21 protein-coding genes are annotated in these 18,654 nt (G+C 72.9%); 8 read left to right on the forward strand and 13 right to left on the reverse strand.

Annotated features, from left to right (window positions below):
• Window positions 1–63 precede the first annotated feature (63 nt).
• Complete coding sequence (locus ABZ721_RS30995; protein WP_358792127.1) at window positions 64–996, reverse strand: DMT family transporter; 933 nt, start codon at window positions 994–996, stop codon at window positions 64–66.
• A 191-nt stretch (window positions 997–1,187) separates the two neighbouring features.
• Here ABZ721_RS30995 and ABZ721_RS31000 point away from each other — a divergent pair, with 191 nt between their 5' ends.
• The gene (locus tag ABZ721_RS31000) at window positions 1,188–1,715 is read left to right on the forward strand and encodes a hypothetical protein (protein WP_358792081.1); all 528 of its coding nucleotides are present in this window, start codon (window positions 1,188–1,190) and stop codon (window positions 1,713–1,715) included.
• A 35-nt stretch (window positions 1,716–1,750) separates the two neighbouring features.
• On the opposite strand, the gene ABZ721_RS31005 is transcribed toward ABZ721_RS31000, so the two are convergent.
• Window positions 1,751–2,476, reverse strand: coding sequence for a hypothetical protein (locus ABZ721_RS31005; protein ID WP_358792082.1), 726 nt, complete (start codon window positions 2,474–2,476; stop codon window positions 1,751–1,753).
• Window positions 2,477–2,746: 270 nt separating this feature from the next.
• On the opposite strand from ABZ721_RS31005, the gene ABZ721_RS31010 reads away from it, so the two are divergent.
• From ABZ721_RS31010 to ABZ721_RS31020, 3 genes are read left to right on the forward strand one after another with little or no spacing between them, the layout of a single operon-like run.
• Complete coding sequence (locus ABZ721_RS31010; RefSeq protein WP_358792083.1) at window positions 2,747–4,111, forward strand: CBS domain-containing protein; 1,365 nt, start codon at window positions 2,747–2,749, stop codon at window positions 4,109–4,111.
• On the forward strand, window positions 4,101–4,649 hold the full coding sequence (locus tag ABZ721_RS31015; RefSeq protein ID WP_358792084.1) for a DUF1003 domain-containing protein: 549 nt from the start codon (window positions 4,101–4,103) through the stop codon (window positions 4,647–4,649). The genes ABZ721_RS31010 and ABZ721_RS31015 overlap by 11 nt, the downstream gene beginning before the upstream one ends.
• Window positions 4,650–4,668: 19 nt before the next feature.
• Entirely contained in the window at window positions 4,669–5,826 is a 1,158-nt protein-coding gene (locus tag ABZ721_RS31020) for an Mrp/NBP35 family ATP-binding protein (protein WP_358792085.1), read from the forward strand.
• Between the two features lie 55 nt (window positions 5,827–5,881).
• Here ABZ721_RS31020 and ABZ721_RS31025 read toward each other — a convergent pair whose 3' ends face one another.
• The 5 genes from ABZ721_RS31025 to sigE all read right to left on the reverse strand — a co-directional run bounded on the left by ABZ721_RS31025 (window position 5,882) and on the right by sigE (window position 10,139).
• The gene (locus ABZ721_RS31025) at window positions 5,882–6,496 is read right to left on the reverse strand and encodes a hypothetical protein (RefSeq protein ID WP_358792086.1); all 615 of its coding nucleotides are present in this window, start codon (window positions 6,494–6,496) and stop codon (window positions 5,882–5,884) included.
• A gap of 146 nt (window positions 6,497–6,642) precedes the next feature.
• Window positions 6,643–7,092, reverse strand: a complete 450-nt coding sequence (locus tag ABZ721_RS31030) for a sec-independent translocase (protein WP_358792087.1) — start codon at window positions 7,090–7,092, stop codon at window positions 6,643–6,645.
• Between the two features lie 122 nt (window positions 7,093–7,214).
• Window positions 7,215–8,495: a trypsin-like peptidase domain-containing protein gene (locus tag ABZ721_RS31035; protein ID WP_358792088.1), complete on the reverse strand. Its 1,281-nt coding sequence runs from the start codon at window positions 8,493–8,495 to the stop codon at window positions 7,215–7,217.
• Window positions 8,496–8,592: 97 nt separating this feature from the next.
• Window positions 8,593–9,381 (reverse strand): zf-HC2 domain-containing protein, encoded by a 789-nt coding sequence (locus ABZ721_RS31040; protein WP_358792089.1) that lies wholly within the window; start codon window positions 9,379–9,381, stop codon window positions 8,593–8,595.
• Window positions 9,378–10,139, reverse strand: coding sequence for an RNA polymerase sigma factor SigE (gene sigE / locus ABZ721_RS31045; RefSeq protein WP_358792128.1), 762 nt, complete (start codon window positions 10,137–10,139; stop codon window positions 9,378–9,380). The genes ABZ721_RS31040 and sigE overlap by 4 nt, the downstream gene beginning before the upstream one ends.
• Window positions 10,140–10,338: 199 nt before the next feature.
• On the opposite strand from sigE, the gene ABZ721_RS31050 reads away from it, so the two are divergent.
• On the forward strand, window positions 10,339–11,004 hold the full coding sequence (locus ABZ721_RS31050; protein WP_358792129.1) for an O-methyltransferase: 666 nt from the start codon (window positions 10,339–10,341) through the stop codon (window positions 11,002–11,004).
• Between the two features lie 87 nt (window positions 11,005–11,091).
• Here ABZ721_RS31050 and ABZ721_RS31055 read toward each other — a convergent pair whose 3' ends face one another.
• On the reverse strand, window positions 11,092–11,259 hold the full coding sequence (locus ABZ721_RS31055) for a DUF3117 domain-containing protein (protein ID WP_069464762.1): 168 nt from the start codon (window positions 11,257–11,259) through the stop codon (window positions 11,092–11,094).
• A 279-nt stretch (window positions 11,260–11,538) separates the two neighbouring features.
• Between ABZ721_RS31055 and ABZ721_RS31060 the strand changes: the two genes are divergently transcribed.
• On the forward strand, window positions 11,539–12,339 hold the full coding sequence (locus tag ABZ721_RS31060) for an enoyl-CoA hydratase-related protein (protein ID WP_358792090.1): 801 nt from the start codon (window positions 11,539–11,541) through the stop codon (window positions 12,337–12,339).
• Here ABZ721_RS31060 and ABZ721_RS31065 read toward each other — a convergent pair.
• Window positions 12,305–12,940 carry a DNA-3-methyladenine glycosylase I gene (locus tag ABZ721_RS31065; protein WP_358792091.1) on the reverse strand — a complete coding sequence of 212 codons (636 nt, stop codon included), beginning with the start codon at window positions 12,938–12,940 and terminating at the stop codon, window positions 12,305–12,307. The genes ABZ721_RS31060 and ABZ721_RS31065 overlap by 35 nt on opposite strands.
• Window positions 12,933–13,352, reverse strand: coding sequence for a cell division protein DivIVA (locus ABZ721_RS31070; protein ID WP_358792092.1), 420 nt, complete (start codon window positions 13,350–13,352; stop codon window positions 12,933–12,935). Before ABZ721_RS31070 ends, ABZ721_RS31065 begins: the two co-directional genes overlap by 8 nt.
• Window positions 13,353–13,486: 134 nt before the next feature.
• On the opposite strand from ABZ721_RS31070, the gene folP reads away from it, so the two are divergent.
• On the forward strand, window positions 13,487–14,347 hold the full coding sequence (gene folP / locus ABZ721_RS31075; RefSeq protein WP_358792093.1) for a dihydropteroate synthase: 861 nt from the start codon (window positions 13,487–13,489) through the stop codon (window positions 14,345–14,347).
• 16 nt (window positions 14,348–14,363) lie between these two features.
• Here the strand turns inward: folP and ABZ721_RS31080 are convergent, their stop codons facing one another.
• From ABZ721_RS31080 to dapE, 3 genes are all read right to left on the reverse strand, one after another.
• The gene (locus tag ABZ721_RS31080) at window positions 14,364–15,158 is read right to left on the reverse strand and encodes a TIGR00730 family Rossman fold protein (protein WP_358792130.1); all 795 of its coding nucleotides are present in this window, start codon (window positions 15,156–15,158) and stop codon (window positions 14,364–14,366) included.
• Window positions 15,159–15,198: 40 nt separating this feature from the next.
• Window positions 15,199–16,272, reverse strand: a complete 1,074-nt coding sequence (locus ABZ721_RS31085; protein WP_358792094.1) for an alpha/beta hydrolase-fold protein — start codon at window positions 16,270–16,272, stop codon at window positions 15,199–15,201.
• Window positions 16,273–16,385: 113 nt separating this feature from the next.
• The gene (gene dapE / locus ABZ721_RS31090) at window positions 16,386–17,456 is read right to left on the reverse strand and encodes a succinyl-diaminopimelate desuccinylase (protein WP_358792095.1); all 1,071 of its coding nucleotides are present in this window, start codon (window positions 17,454–17,456) and stop codon (window positions 16,386–16,388) included.
• A gap of 98 nt (window positions 17,457–17,554) precedes the next feature.
• On the opposite strand from dapE, the gene ABZ721_RS31095 reads away from it, so the two are divergent.
• Window positions 17,555–18,496: a heavy metal transporter gene (locus tag ABZ721_RS31095; RefSeq protein ID WP_358792096.1), complete on the forward strand. Its 942-nt coding sequence runs from the start codon at window positions 17,555–17,557 to the stop codon at window positions 18,494–18,496.
• Window positions 18,497–18,654: the final 158 nt, after the last annotated feature.

Consider the following 18,654-nt stretch of genomic DNA (forward strand, 5'->3'; position numbering starts at 1 on the left):
CCGGGGTCACGGCCCGGGGTCGCGGCCGGGGGTCGCGGCCGGAGCTCCCGCCCGGGTCGCGGCTCAGGCGCCGCCGGGTGTGGCCGGCAGGTCCGCCGGCACCGCGCGGGACGGGCGGCGGTCGGCCAGGATCACCAGCGCCAGGCCCGCCAGGATCACGCCGAGGGCCGGGTAGGCCATGGCCGGCGGGGTCTGGTCGAGCCAGAGCGCCGCGATGAGGGCGGCGCCCGGCGTCTCCAGCAGGATCGCCGTCGAGGTGGTGGACGGGCCCAGCCCGTGCACCACCCGGTTCAGCAGCGAGTGGCCCAGCAGCTGCGCGGCGACGGTGAGCGCGACGAGCTTGAGCCAGGTCTCGCCGCTGTACCCGCCCAGCGAGGCGCCGGAGACCAGGCAGGTCACGAGCAGCGCGACCGCCGTCGTGGAGTAGCAGATGTAGGTGTAGGCGGTGGTGCTGGCGCTCCTGCGGACCTCTGCGCCCAGCAGCACGTACGCGGCCGCCGCCATGCCCGCGGCCAGCGCGAGCGCGTCACCGGCGAGCGCGCGGGTGTCGGTCGACATGTCGATGCCGGTCAGGATGATGACGCCGACCACGGCCAGCAGCGTGCCCGCCCAGACCATCCGGGGCGGCCGGTGGCCGCGTATCCGCAGGATGACCGTGGTCCAGATCGGGGTCGTGGTGCACAGCGCGGTCGAGGTGGCGACCGACGTCATCGACAGGCTCGGCAGCCACAGGCCGAAGTGCAGGGCGAGGGTGCCGCCCGCCGCCACCGACAGCAGCAGCGAGCGGCGGCCCATCCGCCGCAGTTCGCCGAGGTTGTGGCGGAGCACGAACGGGGTCAGCACGCCGATCGCCATCGCGTTCCGCCAGAACGCGATGGCCAGCGCCGGGGCGGCGGTCGCCGCGATCAGCGGTGCGGAGAACGAGACGCCCGCGATGGCGACCGCCAGCAGCGTGAGGTCCAGCGGCCGGTGCGCGACGGCTGCCGCGGGTGACACGGCGGCAGGCGGGGCGACGGTGCGCGGCTCGGCGGACACGGGTTCTCCTCGGTCGGAAGGCGTCACCGACCAGCGTAAGGCCCGTGACAAGAGCATGCTCCTGTCGTCCACCGCGTGGACCGGGTCCGGGCGGCCGTGCGGGACAGCTGATGCGATCCGCTCGCGAGGGCGCACCCCATAGGGTGAGCCCCATGACGGAAACCGCCGAGCAGACGGCCCTCGTCGAGGAGGCCACCAAGAAGTCCGGCCTGGTCTGGGTCCAGGCCCCGGCCGGCCCCGCGCCGCAGGCCGTGTGGCACGCGTGGGTGGACGGCGCCCTGTGCGTCGTCGGCGGCGGCCCCGGGGAGCAGCCGCTCGGCGGACTGACCGACGGCGGCACCGCGGTCGTGACGGTGCGCAGCAAGGACAAGGGCGGGCGGCTGGTCGCGTGGCCCGCCGCCGTCTCCGTGCTCGCCCCGGACAGCGACGGGCGGACCGCCGCCGTCGAGGAGCTCAAGGGCAAGCGGCTGAACGCGCCGGACGCCGAGACGATGACCGCGCGCTGGGCGCGCGAGTGCCAGGTGCTGCGGCTCGTGCCGTCGGGACCGCCGGGCGAGCAGCCCGGCGCCATGCCGGACGGCTCGGGCGCGGCCGCCCCCGTCCCCTCCCCCGCCACGACCCGGCAGCCGATGCCGGAGGCGCTGCCCCGGCTGCTGGCGCGCCGGAGGAAGCGCGGCTGACGCCGTAGGGATGTCCTGGGGACGGCCCGGGCCGGTCAGCCGCCCGAGGTGCCCGTGACGGACTTGCCGTAGTCGACGACGGCGCCGGCGTCCGGGGCCGCGAGGACGAAGTCCTTGCCCCAGTCGGCGAGCGTCAGGGTGCCGGAGCCGCCCGCGCGCTCGTAGCGCAGCGGATAGGGGCTGCCTTCGAGGGAGACGTCGAGGGTGCCGCCCCCGCCGTCGTCCGCGGACAGCTCGATGGTGCGGATGCCGTTGACCTTGCGGTGGTCGCCGGTGGACAGCTCGCCGTCGAGCGCGAAGAGCGCGTCGAGCAGCACCTTCTTGTCCGTGAAGCCGCTGAACTGCTGGTAGGCGGGGTCACCGGCCGGCACCTTGACGTACTTGTCCTTCAGCTTCGCCGCGGCGGCCTGGTTGTCCTTGCCGGCCCCGGCGTCGCCGTAGAAGTCGGCGCCCGCCTTCAGGTAGAGGTCCTCGCCGACCCGCAGCAGCTGGAACGTGCTGGTCTGCGTCGTGACGTCCCCGACGCCGCCGTTGGCGCGCAGCCGCATGTCGAGCTTGTACGTCTTGCCCTTGCTGACCACGGTGCCGGAGAGCCGTACGGTCGGGGCCGCCGCGGCGGCGTCGCGGGCCCGCTGCTCGATCGTCTTCGGCGGCAGCTTGGCGACCCCGTTCGTCCCGGCGTCCGGATCGCCGCAGCCGGTGAGGGTCAGTCCGGCGCAGAGCGCCCCGACGAGAAGAGTGGAACGGCGGCCGGGAAACACGGGTGCTCTTCCTCCAGCGGCAGGGGAACGGGGTGGGGGGACCCGAAGCTACCGCAGCGTACAGCTCCCTGCCGAGACCCCGGCCCCGACTCCCGGCCGACTCCCGGTCCGGCTCCGGGCCCGGCTCCGGGCCTGCCCCCGGTCCGGCTCCCGGCGTCCGGGCGGCGGGGCGCGGGCTCCCGCGGAGCAGCACCGTGCGGCAGCCAAGATCCCGGCGGGTTAGCCTGGCAGCGACGAAGCGCGACCCGCACGACCGCCGGGAGGCACCGCATGGCCGCAGGTGCCCCGCGCGTGTTCATCTCGCACATCTCCGGGGTCGCGGTCTTCGACCCGGGCGGCGACCAGGTCGGCCGGGTCCGCGACCTCGTCGTGATGCTGCGGGTCGGCGGCAAGCCGCCGCGGGTGCTGGGGCTGGTCGTCGAGGTCGTCAGCCGGCGGCGGATCTTCCTGCCGATGACCCGGGTGACGGGCGTCGAGTCCGGGCAGGTGATCACCACCGGTGTCGTCAACATGCGGCGGTTCGAACAGCGGCCGACCGAGACCCTGGTCCTGGGCGAACTGCTCGACCGGCGGGTGCGGATCGTCGCGACCGGCGAGGAGGTGACCGTGCTGGACATCTCGATGGTGCAGTTGCCGGCCCGCCGCGAGTGGGAGATCGACAAGGTCTTCGTCCGCCGCGGCAAGGGCGGCGCGCTGCGCAATCAATGGGGGCAGCGCGGAGCGCTTCGCTGGAAGGGTGGTGGCGGGCGACGGGCGGGAGAAACGCTGACGCTGGACTGGTCGGCCGTGACCGGCTTCTCGCTGGAGGAGCACGGGCAGGGTGCGGAAAACCTGCTCGCCACCTTCGAGCGGCTGCGCCCCGCCGACCTCGCCAACGTGCTGCACCACCTGTCGCCCAAGCGCCGCGGCGAGGTCGCCGCCGCCCTGGACGACGACCGGCTCGCCGACGTCCTGGAGGAGCTGCCGGACGACGACCAGGTCGAGATCCTCGGCAAGCTCAAGGAGGAGCGCGCGGCCGACGTCCTGGAGGCGATGGACCCGGACGACGCGGCCGACCTGCTCTCCGAGCTGCCGGAGGTCGACCAGGAGCGCCTGCTGACGCTGATGCAGCCGCAGGACGCGGCCGACGTGCGGCGGCTGCTCTCCTACGAGGAGCGCACGGCCGGCGGCCTGATGACCACCGAGCCCATCGTGCTGCGGCCCGACGCGACGATCGCGGACGCGCTGGCACGGGTCCGCAACCCGGACCTGTCCCCCGCGCTCGCCGCCCAGGTGTACGTGTGCCGGCCGCCCGACGAGACCCCGACCGGCAAGTACCTGGGCCTGGTGCACTTCCAGCGGCTGCTGCGCGACCCGCCGTTCACCCTCGTCGGCTCGATCGTCGACACGGACCTGCTGCCGCTGCCGCCCGGCACCCCGCTGTCCGCGGTGACCAGCTACCTCGCCACGTACAACCTGATCTCGGCCCCCGTCGTGGACGAGAGCGGCTCGCTGCTCGGCGCGGTGACGGTCGACGACGTGCTGGACCACCTGCTGCCCGACGACTGGCGCGAGACCGACCTGCACGGTGCGACGGCCGCGTACCACGTCGGCGAGACGCGCGCCGACGAGGACGGACCCGACGATGGCCGCTGAAGCCGAGCGCGAGCGCGCGAAGGCGTCCGGCGCCAACGGGCCGCGGCCGCGGGTGCGCCTGGACCAGCCGCGCCCGACCCGGCGCCGGCTGCTGCCGACCTACGACCCGGAGGAGTTCGGCCGGTTCTCGGAGCGCATCGCGCGCTTCCTGGGCACCGGGCGCTTCATCGTCTGGATGACCGTCCTGATCATCCTGTGGGTGCTGTGGAACATCTTCGCCCCCGACTCGATGCGCTGGGACCGGTACCCGTTCATCTTCCTGACGCTGATGCTGTCCCTCCAGGCGTCGTACGCGGCCCCGCTGATCCTGCTCGCGCAGAACCGGCAGGACGACCGCGACCGCGTCACCCACGAGCAGGACCGCAAGCAGAACGAACGCAGCATCGCCGACACCGAGTACCTGACGCGGGAGGTGGCCTCGCTGCGGATGAACCTCGGGGAGGTCGCGACCCGCGACTGGATCCGTTCCGAGCTCCAGGATCTGCTGAAGGAACTCGAGGAGCGGCGTGACGAAGGCGACGCCAGAACTGACCGTTAGGCGCCGTACCATCGACCGTATGGCTACCGACACACACGGATCCGCTCCGACCGCCGACGCCGTGCGCGCGGCGCTCGCGACGGTGAACGACCCGGAGATCCACAAGCCGATCACTGATCTCGGCATGGTCAAATCCGTGGACATCGCGGACGACGGCACCGTGAAGGTCGCCGTGTACCTGACGGTGTCGGGGTGCCCGATGCGCGAGACCATCACCACGAACGTCACGACGGCCGTCGAGGCGGTCCCGGGTGTCACCGGGGTCACCGTCGAGCTCGACGTGATGAGCGACGAGCAGCGCAAGGAGCTCGCCGGCAACCTGCGCGGCGGCACCGCCGAGCGCGAGGTGCCCTTCGCCCAGCCCGGCTCGCTGACCCGCGTCTACGCGGTGGCCTCCGGCAAGGGCGGCGTCGGCAAGTCCTCGGTGACGGTGAACCTGGCGGCGGCGATGGCCGCCGACGGCCTGAAGGTCGGCGTCGTGGACGCGGACATCTACGGCCACTCGGTCCCGCGCATGCTCGGCGTCGAGGGCCGGCCCACCCAGGTCGAGAACATGATCATGCCGCCGTCCTCGCACGGCGTGAAGGTCATCTCCATCGGCATGTTCACCCCGGGCAACGCGCCCGTGGTGTGGCGCGGCCCGATGCTGCACCGCGCGCTGCAGCAGTTCCTCGCCGACGTGTACTGGGGCGACCTGGACGTGCTGCTGCTGGACCTGCCGCCGGGCACCGGCGACATCGCCATCTCCGTCGCGCAGCTGGTCCCGAACGCCGAGATCCTCGTGGTGACGACGCCTCAGCAGGCGGCGGCCGAGGTCGCGGAGCGGGCCGGCTCCATCGCGGTGCAGACCCACCAGAAGATCGTCGGCGTCGTCGAGAACATGTCCGGGATGCCTTGCCCGCACTGCGACGAGGTCGTCGACGTCTTCGGCAGCGGCGGCGGCGAGCGGGTCGCCGAGGGCCTGACCAGGACCACGGGCGCGACCGTGCCGGTGCTGGGCCAGATCCCGATCGACGTGCGGCTGCGCGAGGGCGGCGACGACGGCCGGCCGGTCGTCCTGAGCCACCCGGACTCCGCGGCGGCGCTCGCTCTCAAGGCGATCGCGGGCAAGCTCGGCGGCCGGGCCCGCGGCCTGGCGGGCATGTCGCTGGGGATCACCCCGCGCAACAAGTTCTGACCACGTGGCGGTGCCCCCGGCCGCGGCGCGGTCGGGGGCACCGCCATGAGCACGCTCAGCCGTCGTACGTCGTGACGTCCTTGACCACGGCCAGCCCCAGCCCGTACGCGCTCATGCCGCGCCCGTACGCGCCCAGGTGGGCGCCGCGCGCCGAGCCCGCGAGGACCCAGCCGTACTCGGACTCCCGGTAGTGGAACGCGGTGGGCTCGCCGTCCACCGGGAGCGTCAGGGTCGACCAGTGCGGGCCGGCCAGGTCGTCAGCCAGGTCCCAGGCGGTCGCGATCTGCTGGTCGAGCCAGTCCTGGCGCAGGGCGCGCTCCATGTGGGTCGGCCAGGTGCAGGACAGCAGGCCTGAGCCCGCCAGCCAGGCCGCCGAGGACACCGAGGTGGCCTCCAGGACACCGGTGCCGTCCGCGCTGCGGCGGCCGGGACGCCGGGCGACCGTGACGACCACGGCGAACCGCTGCGCGTCGGGGTCGGTGGTCTCCGCCTTGATGGACGGTTCATCGCCATGCCCTATCGAGCCGTGCTCAACGGTTCCGTCCGCGCTGGTGCCCACCGCGGTGAGCCAGCGGCGTCCGGTGAACGCCTCGTCCAGCCCGTACCACGGGAAGTCGGCCATCAAGTAGCCGTCGACCGCTCGATCCGCTCTGCCGGTCTTCGTCTCCATCGGGGTGGCGCCTCCTCCATGCCCTTTTGGGCGACTCGCCATCTTGCCGGACCGGAGCCGGGCCCGGGGGCCAAAACGGCGCACGGTGATGGCGAACACATGGAGAATAGCCACCCCATGGGGTGGATCAGGACATACAGGTTGACTCAGGTCGCGTCGGAATCGAACGGCGGAGGCTCGTCCTTGTCCGGCGCCTCGCGCTTGCGGAGCCGGTCGGGTGTACCCGTGGCCGCTCCCGCGGAGCCGGCGGCGGCCGCCGCGGCCGTGGTGTCGGTGCCGTTGACGGCATCGGTGACCTCGGCCATCTCCTTGCGGAAGTCGAATCCGTTGCGGAGATCCTGCAGACCGAGCTCCTCGTTCTCCAGGATGTTCTTGCGGATGTACGTCTTCGGGTTCAGGTCCTCGAACTCGAAGTCCTTGAACTCGGGCCCCAGCTCCTTGCGGATGTCCTCCTTGGCGCTGTCCGAGAAGGCCCGCACCTTTCGGATGAACGACATGGTGTCCTGGATGACCTTCGGCAGCTTGTCCGGGCCGAAGACGAGCACCGCAAGGATGACGAGCGCGATCATCTCCATCGGGCCTATGTCGAAGAACACCTTGCAGCTCCTTGGGACGTCCACAGCCGGGTGGGCAGGGTCCGGGTTGACTTACCGTACCCGGCCGCGCGGTCAGCGCGGGAGTGGCTTGGGCCAACAGTACGTCGACACCGGGTAAAGGGTCAGTCCCCGGTGGCCGAGCCCAAGGTCAGCTCGACGGTGCGCTCGGAGCCGTCCCGCACCAGGGTGAGGGTGAGGCGGTCGCCCGGCCGGTGGCTGCGGATCTTGACGATCAGCTCCTCGCCGCGGTGCACCCGCTCCCCGTCGACCGCCGTGACGACGTCACCCGAAGTGATTCCGGCCCGGTCGCCGGGACCGCCGGGGGTCACCGCCGCGGTGCCCGCCTTGCCGCCGACCCGGGCGCCGTCGCCCTCGTAGGCCATGTCGACGCTCACCCCGATCACCGGATGGGTGGCCCGGCCGGTGTTGATCAGCTCCTCGGCGACCCGCTTCGCCTGGTTGGCCGGGATCGCGAAGCCCAGGCCGATGCTGCCGCCCTGGCCGCCGGCCGGTCCGCCGTCGTCGGCCGCCCGGATCGCGCTGTTGATACCGATCACCCGGCCCTGCCCGTCCACCAGCGGGCCCCCGGAGTTGCCGGGGTTGATCGGGGCGTCGGTCTGCAGCGCGTCCACGTAGCTGACCTCGGAGCCGTCGGCGGTCCCCGCCGCGGTGACCGGCCTGCGGGTGGCGCTGATGATGCCCGCGGTGACGGTGCCCTCCAGGCCGTACGGGGCGCCGATGGCGACCACCGGGTCGCCGACGCGCACCGAGTCGGAGTTGCCGAAGACCAGCGGCCGCAGCCCCGACACCCCGCCGACCTCGATGACCGCGAGGTCGTAGCCGCTGTCCACCCCGACGACCTTCGCCGTGCTGCGCTGCCCGCCGGTGAAGGTGACCTGGATGTCCGCGCCCTTGCCGGCCGAACCGACGACGTGGTTGTTGGTGAGGATGTGGCCCCTGGTGTCCAGCACGAACCCGGTGCCGGTGTCCTCGCCGGCGGAGCCCTTCACATGGATGTAGACGACGCCCGGCAGCGTCCGGGCCGCGATCCCCGCGACGCTGTCGCGGGCGCGGTCGGCGCTGACCTCGGAGGCCTGCGGCAGCGTCACCGGTTCGCTCTCCGGAGCACTGTGCCGCTCGGCGTAGACGCCCGCAGCGCCCCCGATGCCGCCGGCGAGCAGCGCGATCAGCGCCGCCCCCGCGATCAGCGGGAGCGCCCGGCCGCCCCGGGGCCGGTCCGGGCCGCCGCCGGGGGCGGGGTGTCCGCCGGACGTCCTGTTGAGCAGGTACGGGTCGGGGAACGCCTCGTCCGGGGCCGGACCCGGCGCCCCCGCACCGCTCCCGCCGGGCACCGGCCCCGCCGGGTGGCTCCACCACTGCGGCCGGTCGGCCTCATCGCTCATTCTCCGAGCCTGAGGGCGGTGTACAGGACTCCGCAAGTGCCACACGGCCGGATGGCGTCAGCGCGTCATCCGCGCCCGTCAGGACGGCCTGGGGGGCTCAGCGCCGGACGGCGGGCCCGGGGGTGGCCGCCGGGGTCGGCGGCGCGGTCGCCACGCGGGTGGCGACCGACACGGGCGCCATCAGCTGGTGGGCCACCGACGCGGGCGTGACGCCCGTCATCGGGGGGTGCTGCAGGTAGTGATCCTGCGCCGGGCTCATCAGGTCGCCGCGCAGCGGCCTGAGGTCGCCGGCCTGGTCGACGCCGCCGAGCGGGGCGACCGCGGGACCCTGCTCCTCGGGGCGGGCGCCGCTGTCGAGCGCCGCGTCCACAGGGAGAGCGCCGCCGAGGGCGATGGCCGCCATGGAGAACGCGCCGGCCGCGGCGAAGGCGAACCGCCGGCCGCGCGAGGCGGAGCCGGACCCGGACGCCGGGCGCTCGACCTCGTGGATGCGGAAGCCGCGGGAGCGCACGTCGGCGGGCGCGGCGAGGTCGGGGCCCGGGGAGAGGAAGGAGAACTCCTCCACCGAGGTCTTGCCGAAGACGTCACCGCCGCCGAAGAGGCCGCCGTCGAACGGGCCTCTTCCGTCGTCGTCGCCACCGGGCAGTCCCTGCAGCCGGGCCAGCAGGCCCGCGGACAGGGCCGGCGGGGCCGTGGTCGCCACGACGTTCTTCAGCCGGCGCTGCTCGTCGGCGGCTGTCTTGCACTGGGGACACGTCACGAGGTGCGCGAGCACCCGGTCCCGGGTGTCGTCCGGCAACTCACCGTCGACGAAGGCGGCGAGCCGGTCGCCGAGATGCTGCTCGGCTGATGCGACGTGTTGCTGGCCGGTACCGCTGCTGCTCACGTTCTCCCGCCCTCCAGGCCCGGTTTCGGTATGGCGGCGGCCAGCGCGCGACCCGGACGGGCCGCGGGGGAACGGTGCTCAAGGGCTTTGCGCAGGTGGGAGCGGCCGCGGTGGATCCGACTCCGGACCGTGCCGAGCTTCACGCCGAGGGTGGCGGCGATCTCCTCGTACGACAGCCCCTCGATGTCACAGAGCACGACCGCGGCCCGGAACTCCGGCGCGAGGGTGTCCAGGGCCTGCTGGACGTCCGCGTCGAAGTGCGTGTCGTTGAAGTGCTGTGCCGGGGACGGCTCACGGCTCGGGAGCCGCTCCGCCGCGTCGTCGCCGAGCGCGTCGAACCTGATTCGCTGACGTCGCCGCACCATGTCCAGGAAGAGATTGGTGGTGATGCGGTGCAGCCAGCCCTCGAAGGTGCCGGGCGTGTACGTGGACAGGGAACGGAAGACACGGACGAAGACCTCTTGGGTGAGATCCTCGGCATCGTGCTGGTTGCCCGTCAGGCGGTACGCCAGGCGGTAGACGCGGGCACTGTGCGTGCTGACGATCTCCTCCCAGGAAGGAGGCGTCCACGCCTGGCTCTCCCCGTCGTTGGCGAAGGTCGCGTTGGCGGGTGCGTCATTGCGTGAACGGTCAGCAGTGTTGGTCACGGATTTCGGCTGTCCGGAAGACCTGAGAATATGCCGAAGCACTCCCGGATCACCGGCCGCAGCCGCACCTCCCCTGTCGGCTCTGGTGGTCTCCAGTAGAGCCACTACCATATCCACCTCGCCCGTTAGCTCCGGATAAGTGCGCTGTCTCGCCGGGGACCTGGTCCGGACGGCTGCACGGCGGGTACTTCCCGTGCACCGCACGTTCTCGGTCCCGCCCTCCTAACGCGTACTCTCCTCAACGGGTTCCCGGCCCTGGGGGCACCACCCGGCGGATGCCGGGGGCGGATACAGTCGCCGGGCGGGCCGTATCACCGACGGGGACAGGGAGAGGGCCATTACCGGCAACCGGCAGGCGAGCTGGGCGTTCGCCGACGCCTTCGTCGCCGAAGACGACGCCCTGATACGCGCCCGGCGCCGTGCCCACGAGTCCGGTCTGCGCCCCGTCTCCCCCGGAACCGGCGCGACGCTGCGGCTGCTGGCCGCGGCCTCGGACGCCAAGGCCGTCGTCGAGATCGGCACCGGCACCGGCGTCTCCGGCATCCACCTGCTGCTCGGGATGCGGCCGGACGGCGTGCTGACCACCGTCGACTCGGAGCCCGACCGCCAGCAACTGGCCCGCGAGGCCTACCGGGACGCGGGCTTCGCCGCCAACCGCGCCCGGTTCATCCCCGGCCGCGCGCTGGAGGTCCTGCCGCGGCTGGCGGACGGCGGCTACGACCTCGTCTTCTGCGACGGGGACCGGCTGGAGTACCTGGACTACCTCGGCGAATCGTTGCGGCTGCTGCGCCCCGGCGGGCTGGTCTGCTTCGAGGGGACCTTCGCCCAGGGCCGCACCCTGGACGCGGCGCACCAGGACACCGAGGCCGTGCGGCTGCGCGAACTGATGCGCGCGGTCCGCGACAGCCGGGCGTTCGCGCCGGTCCTGCTGCCCACCGACGACGGGCTGCTGTGCGCGGTCCGACGCGGCGGGTGACCGCGCCACCACACGGCAGCGGCCCCGGTTCCGGACCTGGAACGGTCAGGAATCGGGGCCGTGACGTTTATCGGGAACGCGCTCGTGTCAGGCGATGGCCTTCTTCAGCGCGTCGCCGAGGGCATCCGCCTCGTCAGGAGTCAGCTCGACAACAAGCCGTCCGCCGCCCTCGAGCGGAACGCGCATGATGATGCTCCGCCCCTCCTTGGTGACCTCGAGCGGGCCATCACCCGTCCGCGGCTTCATGGCCGCCATGCTCGTTCCCCTTCCTGAAACCAGCTCGGACTCGAACACATTGGTTCTCGACCATTATCCCGCATGTCCCGACCCGATGACCAACATCGGTTCCCATCCGTTCGAGAAACCCCTCCCACAAAACCGGCCAATTCGGTGACGAGACCGCGATACACGGCCTCCGCACTCCCGTTCCGTGCCGCAATCACCCCGTTGAATGTTTGACGTACGTCACATGTCCGCCCGTCGCGATGTCCGGCATGCTGGCCAGGACCGGAGCCGCGACGAAGGGGATCATCCATGTCCGACAGCGTGCTGTACGAGGTGAGCGACGGGCTCGCGACCATCACCTTGAACCGTCCCGATGCCATGAACGCCCTGAATGTCGAGACCAAGGTCGCGCTCCGCGAGGCCGTCCGGGCCGCGGCGGCGGACGCCCAGGTCAGGGCGGTCCTGCTGACCGGGACCGGGCGCGCGTTCTGCGTCGGCCAGGACCTCAAGGAGCACGTCGGCCTGCTGATGGAGGACCGGAAGTCCGGCACCGGGGCCACCATGTCGACGGTCAAGGAGCACTACAACCCCATCGTCACCGCCATCGCGACGATGCCGAAGCCGGTGGTCGCGGGGATCAACGGGGTCGCCGCCGGCGCCGGGGCGGGGCTGGCGTTCGCCTCGGACTACCGGGTGGTCGCCGACACCGCGAGCTTCAACACGTCCTTCGCCGGGGTGGCACTGACCGCCGACTCGGGCGCGTCGTGGACCCTCCCCCGGCTGATCGGCCACGGCCGCGCCGCCGATCTGCTGCTCTTCCCCCGCAAGGTGACCGCCCAGGAGGCCCTGGAGCTCGGTATCGCCAACAAGGTGGTCCCGGCCGCCGAGCTGGCCGCGGAGGCCCTGGCGGTGGCACGGAGCCTCGCGGCGGGCCCGACGGTGGCCTACGCGGCGATCAAGGCGTCGCTGGCGTACGGGACGGACCACTCGCTGGTGGAGACGCTGGAGAAGGAGGACGAGCTGCAGACGGTCGCGGGCGCGTCCGAGGACCACCGGATCGCCGTGGAGGCGTTCCTCAAGAAGGAGGCGCCGCGCTACCTGGGCCGCTGACCGCGCCGGGAGCGCCGGCGCCGGTGCGGACGTGGCAGCCGGCCAGGTGGTCGTCGACCAGGCCGCAGGCCTGCATCATCGCGTAGGCCGTGGTCGGACCGACGAAGCGGAAGCCGTGCCGCTTGAGGTCCTTGGCCAGCGCCACCGACTCGGGCGTGGTCGCCGGCACGTCGTCGAGCGTGCGCGGCACCGGCCGCCCCGCCGGGTCGGGCGCGTGCGACCAGATCAGCTCGTCCAGGCCGCCGGCGCCGAGGCCGGCGGCCACGTGGGCGTTGGCGAGGGACGCGTCGATCTTGGCGCGGTTGCGGATGATGCCGGGGTCGGCGAGCAGCCGGTCCCGGTCCTCGCCGGTGAACTCCGCGACCGCCTCGATGGAGAAGCCCGCGAAGGCGGCGCGGAAGTTCTCGCGGCGGCGCAGGATCGTGATCCAGGAGAGCCCGGACTGGAACGCCTCCAGGCACAGCCGCTCGTAGAGCGCGTCGTCGCCGCGGACCGGGCGGCCCCACTCGGCGTCGTGGTACTCCACGTACTCGGGCGCCGACAGCCCCCAGGGGCAGCGGGCGAGGCCGTCCTCGCCGGTGATCGCGGCCCGCTCACTCATGGGGGTGGTCCTCCGGCTGCTCCTTGTGCAGCGAGGGCGGCGCGTCCGGACGCAGCGGCGGCTGGTCAAGGACCGACAGCGACAGCGGCGGGTCCAGCAGCGACGGCGTGGCCAGGGCGGTCGCCTGGGCGCCGGCCAGGGCCGCCTCCAGGTCCGCGATGCGCGCGTCCCGCTCGGCCAGCTCGGCCGCGAGGCGGTCGAGCACCTCGTCCGCGTCCAGCATCCGGTAGCCGCGCACGGCCACCGGCAGCCGCAGCGCGTCGATGTCGGAGCGGACCAGCGGGCGGTCGGCGGGCAGCCGGTCGTCTATCCGGTCCGGATCCGCGTCTCGGAGCGTCCCGCCGTCGCCGAGTACGGCCAGTGCCACCGCGGCGACGACCGCGACCAGCGCGATGAGCATGAACCAGAACAAGACCGTCTCCCGGGGCCGCGCGATGTGTTGGCACGATGGTGCCATGTCCGGCCCGCGCCGGACCCTCCCGCAGCCCCGGCGGACCTTCCTGCGGCTATCGTCGCCGGCAGGCGACCTACAGGAGGCACACGCAAATGCTGCGGCTGGGCACGCGGGAGTTCGGCGACGACGAGCTCCTCATCATGGCGATCGTGAACCGGACACCCGATTCGTTCTACGACCAGGGCGCCACGTTCACCGATGAACCGGCCCTGCTGCGCGTGGAGCGGGCGGTGTCCGAGGGCGCCGCGATCATCGACATCGGCGGGGTGAAGGCCGGACCGGGCGAGGAGGTCTCGGCCGAGGAGGAGATCCGCCGCACGGTCGCCTTCGTCGCCGAGGTGCGCCGGCGCCACCCGGACGTCGTGATCAGCGTCGACACCTGGCGGCACGAGGTCGGCGAGGCGGTCTGCGCGGTCGGCGCGGACCTGCTGAACGACGCCTGGGGCGGTGTCGACCCGAAGCTCGCCGAGGTCGCGGCCCGCCACGACGTCGGGCTGGTCTGCACCCACGCCGGCGGCGCGGAGCCGCGCACCCGCCCGCACCGGGTGGGGTACGAGGACGTCATGGCGGACATCCTGCGGGTCACCGTGGGCCTCGCGGAGCGGGCCGTCGCGCTCGGGGTGCGGCGCGACGCCGTCCTCATCGACCCCGGGCACGACTTCGGCAAGAACACCCGGCACTCGCTGGAGGCGACCCGGCGGCTGCCGGAGATGACGGCGACCGGGTGGCCGGTGCTGGTGTCGCTGTCCAACAAGGACTTCGTGGGCGAGACGCTCGACCGCCCGGTCAAGGAGCGGCTGATCGGGACCCTGGCGACCACCGCGGTCTCGGCCTGGCTCGGCGCCCGCGTGTACCGCGTGCACGAGGTCGCCGAGACCCGTCAGGTGCTCGACATGGTGGCCTCCATCGCGGGCCCGCGCCCGCCCGCGGTCGCCCGCCGCGGGCTGGCGTGACGGTGCCGCCCGGGGCTCAGCCCTCGGTCTCCTTCGTCACCAGGGCCACGGCCTCGCCGATGTCGTCGGTCACGTGGAACAGGTCGAGGTCGGCCGCCGAGGCCTTGCCGCCCTCGATGAGCGTGCCGCGGACCCAGTCGACCAGGCCGCTCCAGTAGGCGGTGCCGAAGAGCACGATCGGGAACCGGGTGACCTTCTTCGTCTGGACGAGGGTGATCGCCTCGAACAGCTCGTCCAGGGTGCCGAATCCGCCGGGCAGCACGACGAACCCGCGCGCGTACTTCACGAACATCGTCTTGCGGACGAAGAAGTAGCGGAAGTTGACGCCGATGTCGACGTACGGGTTGAGGCCCTGCTCGAAGGGCAGCTCGATGCCGAGCCCGACGGAGACCCCGCCCGCCTCGCCCGCGCCCTTGTTGGCCGCCTCCATCGCGCCGGGGCCGCCGCCGGTGATCACCGCGAAGCCGGCCTCGGCCAGCGCCCGGCCGATCTCGACGCCCGCCGCGTACTCCACGGAGTCCACCGGGGTGCGGGCGGAGCCGAACACGCTGACGGCCGGGCCGAGTTCGGCCAGGGCGCCGAACCCCTCGACGAACTCGGACTGGATGCGCATCACCCGCCAGGGATCGCCGTGCACCCACTCCGCGGACTCCCGGCTGTCCAGCAGCCGCTGGTCGGTGGTGCCGGCCTGCACCTGGTCGCGCCGCCTGACCACCGGTCCGGTGTGCCGCTCCGGCCAGCCCTGTCCCTGCGGAGAAGAGCGCTCGGCCGCCTCGTTGGCCGCCGCTGCCGCCTCCTGCGCGTTGCCCATGTCCCTGCGTGCGGTACTCATGCGAGCAGCGTACGACGCATCACGGCGCGTCCGGGCTGGCCAGCGGCACAACGCGCGGCGCCTCCAGGTGGCTGCTCACCCAGGTGAGCGCCTCGGGGAACATCCGTCCCCAGGTCTTCCAGTTGTGGCCGCCGGTGTCGAGCCGCAGCGGCGTGACCGTCGTCGGCGTCCGGACGGCGTTCCCGAGCCACTCGGCGAACCGGGGCGGGCTCTCGGGGTCCTGGGCGCTCGAACCGATCAGCAGGTCCACGTTCGGCCTGGTGTTGTGGGCCAGCCACAGCGGCGACCGGGGGCCCTCGGCGGGGTTGTCGGGGGCCAGCGCGGCGCCCGCCACGTAGCGGGCGGGGAAGTCCAGGGCGAGCCGCGCGGCGCAGTAGCCGCCGGTCGATATGCCCATCACCGCCCAGCCGGTGGGGGCGGGCAGCGTACGGAAGTTGTGCGCGACCACGTCGGGAACGTCCTGGGCGAGCCAGGTGCCGCCCTTGCCCCGGTTCGGCGCGTCGGTACAGCCCGCCTTGGCGCCCTTCGGTGTGATCGTCGGCAGGACGAGGATGGCGGGCTCGGCCTTGCCCTCGGCTATCTGGCGCTCCATGATCTGGCCGAGCCGCATCGCGCGCAGGAAGCTGCGCGGGCTCCCCGGCAGGCCGTGCAGGACCACGATCACCGGGAAGCGGGTGTTCGCGTACTCCTTCTTGTCGTACTGCGGCGGCGTCCAGACCATGACGTCCCCCGACGCGCCGGACTTCGAGCCGTGCACGTCCGCCTTGCGGAACCCCTGCGCGTACGCGTCGAACTTCACCGTCAGCTGCGGCGGCCCCGGCGGCGGCGCCTTGTGCTTCGCGTTGGTGTTCATGCTGCCGTTGCCGCCGCCGAGCAGGTCGTCCCAGGAGGCGTAGAAGCCGTACTGGTTGTTCACCGCGGCCATCACCACGAAGACCGCCGTCAGCTGGCAGACCACGATCATCCCGACGCGGGCGGGCAGCCGGATCAGCCGGGGGCCGGGCACGCGCCCCCAGAGCAGCACGGCTCCCGCCACGGCGGCGACGGCCGCGACGACGAGCACGACGAACAACAGCGGACTGGTCAGTCCCATCGAACGGCCTTCTTCCCCCCACGCGATCAATCATCCGATCACACCATGGCAGGAACATCACGCCGATTTCGGCCCGCGCGGTTCCCGCCGGCCCCCCGCCCGCGCCCGGACGGTCAGGCGGTGAGCCAGGCCCGCAGCCGCTCCTCGGCCTCCAGGACGGCGGCCACCGACACGTTCTCCTCGCGGGTGTGGGCGAGCTTGGGATTGCCGGGGCCGTAGTTGACCGCCGGGATGCCGAGGGCGGAGAAACGGGCCACGTCGGTCCAGGACTCCTTGCCGAACGGCTCCGTTCCGATGGCGGCGAGGAACGCGGCGGCGGCCGGCTGGGAGAGCCCGGGCAGCGCGCCGGGTGCGCTGTCGGTGGGCACGACCTCGAACCCCTCGAAGACCTCGGTGACGTGCGCGAGCGCCTCGGCCTCGGTCTGGTCGGGCGAGAACCGGTAGTTCACGATCACCGCGCAGGTGTCGGGAATCACATTCCCGGCGTGCCCGCCCTCGATCATCACGGCGTTCAGCCCCTCGGGGTAGACCAGCCCGTCGATGACCACCCGGCGGGGCTCGTAGGCGGCGAGCCGGGCGAGGATCGGGGCGGCCTTGTGGATGGCGTTCTCCCCCAGCCAGCTGCGCGCGGAGTGCGCCCGGCGGCCGGTGGTCTGCACCCTGACCCGCAGGGTCCCCTGGCAGCCGCCGTGCACCTGGGCGTCGGTGGGCTCCAGGAGCACCGCGAAGTCGCCGGCCAGCCAGTCCGGGTGCTTCTCCACCAGCCGCTTGAGGCCGTTGAACTCCGCGGCGATCTCCTCGGCGTCGTAGAAGACGAAGGTGAGGTCGCGGTTGGGCTCGGGCAGGGTGGCGGCCAGCCGCAGCTGGACGGCGACGCCGGACTTCATGTCGGTGGTGCCGCAGCCCCACAGCAGGCCGTCGGAGTCGAGCCGGGAGGGCAGGTTGTCGGCGATCGGCACCGTGTCCAGGTGTCCGGCGAGCACCACCCGCTCGGCGCGGCCGAGGTTCGTCCGTGCCACCACCGCGTCCCCGTCCCGGTCCACGGTCAGGTGCGGAAGCGCGCGCAGCGCCTCCTCCACGATGTCGGCCAGCGCCTTCTCGGCGAGGCTGACGGAGGGGATGTCCACGAGCTGCGCCGTGACGGCGGCGGCATCCTGGCTGAGGTCGAGCGGGCTTGCGGTCATGGCCCCGACCCTACCGGCGGCCCCCGGGCCGTCCGCGACGTGTGCGCGTCCGGTGCGACGTTCGAGGCTCCGGAGAGGTGTTTGGGTACGGTGGGCGCATGTCCGAGCCCCCGCCGGCACCCGAGGCGCACCCCCGTAGGCGCGGCCGCCGACTCCGGCCGGCCGTCGCGGGCCTCGTCCTGCTCGTGATCGCCGGGTACGGCGCGTACTACGCGGTCGAGCACCGGCCGCAGCGGGCCGGGTGCACGGTCGCGGCGGACGGGGAGTCCCTGGACCTCGAACCGGAGCAGGCGGCGAACGCCTCGACGATCGCGGCGGTCGCGACGTCCAGGAGCCTGCCGGAGCGGGCGCTGACGATAGCGCTGGCCACGTCGATGCAGGAGTCGATGCTCCGCAACCTCGACCACGGCGACCGGGACTCGCTCGGCCTGTTCCAGCAGCGGCCCTCGCAGGGCTGGGGCACCCCGCAGCAGATCATGGACCCGGTGCACGCCACGAACGAGTTCTTCGACGGGCTGGTGAAGATCGACGGCTACTCGCGGCTGCCGCTGACGGTGGCCGCCCAGCGGGTGCAGAAGAGCGGCTTCCCCCAGGCGTACGCGAAGCACGAGGCCGACGCGGCCCTGCTGACCTCGGCGCTGACCGGGCGGCGGCCAGGCGCGCTCACCTGCACCCTGGCGTCGGACGCGACCGTCACGACGGGCGACACCGCGCAGGTCCGCAAGCAGCTGGCCCGCGAGTTCGGACCGCAGGTCGCCCCGCGCCCGGCCGAGGGCAGGGCGGGCGGCGGGACGGCGCGCGAGCGGACCGTCCAGGTGCCGTCGACCCCCGCCGGGGGCGCTGCGGAGGGGGACGGGAAGCGCCGCGGCTGGGAGCTGGCGCAGTGGGCGGTGGCGCACTCCGCCGACCTGAAGGTCGAGAAGGTCTCGTTCCGGGACAAGCAGTGGCGGGCGGCCGATTCCGGCGGCGGCTGGCAGAAGTCCGACACCAGTGCGGCCGAGAAGGCCGACGGGGACGTGCGGATCACGGTCGCGCAATAGTGCGGGGCGTCACCCGCAAGCGCATCGCGGCCCCGGGAAACCCCGGAGCCGGGCAATTCCCCCGTCCAGTAGCCAATTGCCTTGCGGCATCAGCGATGTGACGTTTCTTCACCGGCTCGCGAAGTGACCGGAATGGCCGCTTTTGCCGGAGCACTATT

The organism is Streptomyces sp. NPDC006733 (assembly GCF_040636125.1).
Lineage (GTDB): Bacteria > Actinomycetota > Actinomycetes > Streptomycetales > Streptomycetaceae > Actinacidiphila.

Excerpts from the sequence above, each read along its gene's own strand:
- ABZ721_RS31035 (WP_358792088.1), bottom strand. The coding sequence starts at position 8,495 with ATGAGCGATGAGGCCGACCGGCCGCAGTGGTGGAGCCACCCGGCGGGG.
- ABZ721_RS31015 (WP_358792084.1), top strand. The coding sequence starts at position 4,101 with ATGGCCGCTGAAGCCGAGCGCGAGCGCGCGAAGGCGTCCGGCGCCAAC.
- ABZ721_RS31055 (WP_069464762.1), bottom strand. The coding sequence starts at position 11,259 with ATGGCGGCCATGAAGCCGCGGACGGGTGATGGCCCGCTCGAGGTCACC.
- folP (WP_358792093.1), top strand. The coding sequence starts at position 13,487 with ATGCTGCGGCTGGGCACGCGGGAGTTCGGCGACGACGAGCTCCTCATC.
- ABZ721_RS31095 (WP_358792096.1), top strand. The coding sequence starts at position 17,555 with ATGTCCGAGCCCCCGCCGGCACCCGAGGCGCACCCCCGTAGGCGCGGC.
- ABZ721_RS31065 (WP_358792091.1), bottom strand. The coding sequence starts at position 12,940 with ATGAGTGAGCGGGCCGCGATCACCGGCGAGGACGGCCTCGCCCGCTGC.
- ABZ721_RS31085 (WP_358792094.1), bottom strand. The coding sequence starts at position 16,272 with ATGGGACTGACCAGTCCGCTGTTGTTCGTCGTGCTCGTCGTCGCGGCC.
- ABZ721_RS31025 (WP_358792086.1), bottom strand. The coding sequence starts at position 6,496 with ATGGAGACGAAGACCGGCAGAGCGGATCGAGCGGTCGACGGCTACTTG.
- ABZ721_RS31000 (WP_358792081.1), top strand. The coding sequence starts at position 1,188 with ATGACGGAAACCGCCGAGCAGACGGCCCTCGTCGAGGAGGCCACCAAG.
- dapE (WP_358792095.1), bottom strand. The coding sequence starts at position 17,456 with ATGACCGCAAGCCCGCTCGACCTCAGCCAGGATGCCGCCGCCGTCACG.
- ABZ721_RS31010 (WP_358792083.1), top strand. The coding sequence starts at position 2,747 with ATGGCCGCAGGTGCCCCGCGCGTGTTCATCTCGCACATCTCCGGGGTC.
- sigE (WP_358792128.1), bottom strand. The coding sequence starts at position 10,139 with ATGGTAGTGGCTCTACTGGAGACCACCAGAGCCGACAGGGGAGGTGCG.
- ABZ721_RS31060 (WP_358792090.1), top strand. The coding sequence starts at position 11,539 with ATGTCCGACAGCGTGCTGTACGAGGTGAGCGACGGGCTCGCGACCATC.
- ABZ721_RS31080 (WP_358792130.1), bottom strand. The coding sequence starts at position 15,158 with ATGGGCAACGCGCAGGAGGCGGCAGCGGCGGCCAACGAGGCGGCCGAG.
- ABZ721_RS31020 (WP_358792085.1), top strand. The coding sequence starts at position 4,669 with ATGGCTACCGACACACACGGATCCGCTCCGACCGCCGACGCCGTGCGC.